Raw genomic sequence first — 312 nt, 5'->3', positions numbered from 1 at the left:
GCTACGGCTCTTGATGGCATCGAAGAAGTCGTAGACGATCTCGCCCAGAGGCAGGGCGTAGTGCAGGTCCACGCGGACATCGTCCAGATACTTCATGTCGATGATCACGCCGCGCTTCTGCTGGCACAGATCCATCAGGGCACCCACGTAATCGTTGGGGGTGTAGAGGTGGACATCCACAAAGGGCTCCTCCTGATTGACGATGTTGGAGGGGTCCGGGTAGCTGGACGGGTTGTCGATCATCTCCACAGTGCCGTCTGTCATGGTCAGGCGGTAGCGGACGCTGGGGGTCGTGGTGATGATATCCAGATC

At 58.7% G+C, this 312-nt stretch carries 1 pseudogene; it reads right to left on the bottom strand.

Going from position 1 to position 312, the window contains the following annotated elements:
* Window positions 1–312 (bottom strand): annotated as a pseudogene (locus P0G09_RS17480) (elongation factor 4); the annotation flags it as partial.

Source organism: Faecalibacterium sp. DFI.5.82, assembly GCF_029076575.1.
GTDB lineage: Bacteria > Bacillota > Clostridia > Oscillospirales > Ruminococcaceae > Faecalibacterium > Faecalibacterium duncaniae.
This window is presented reverse-complemented; position numbering and strand designations above follow the sequence as displayed.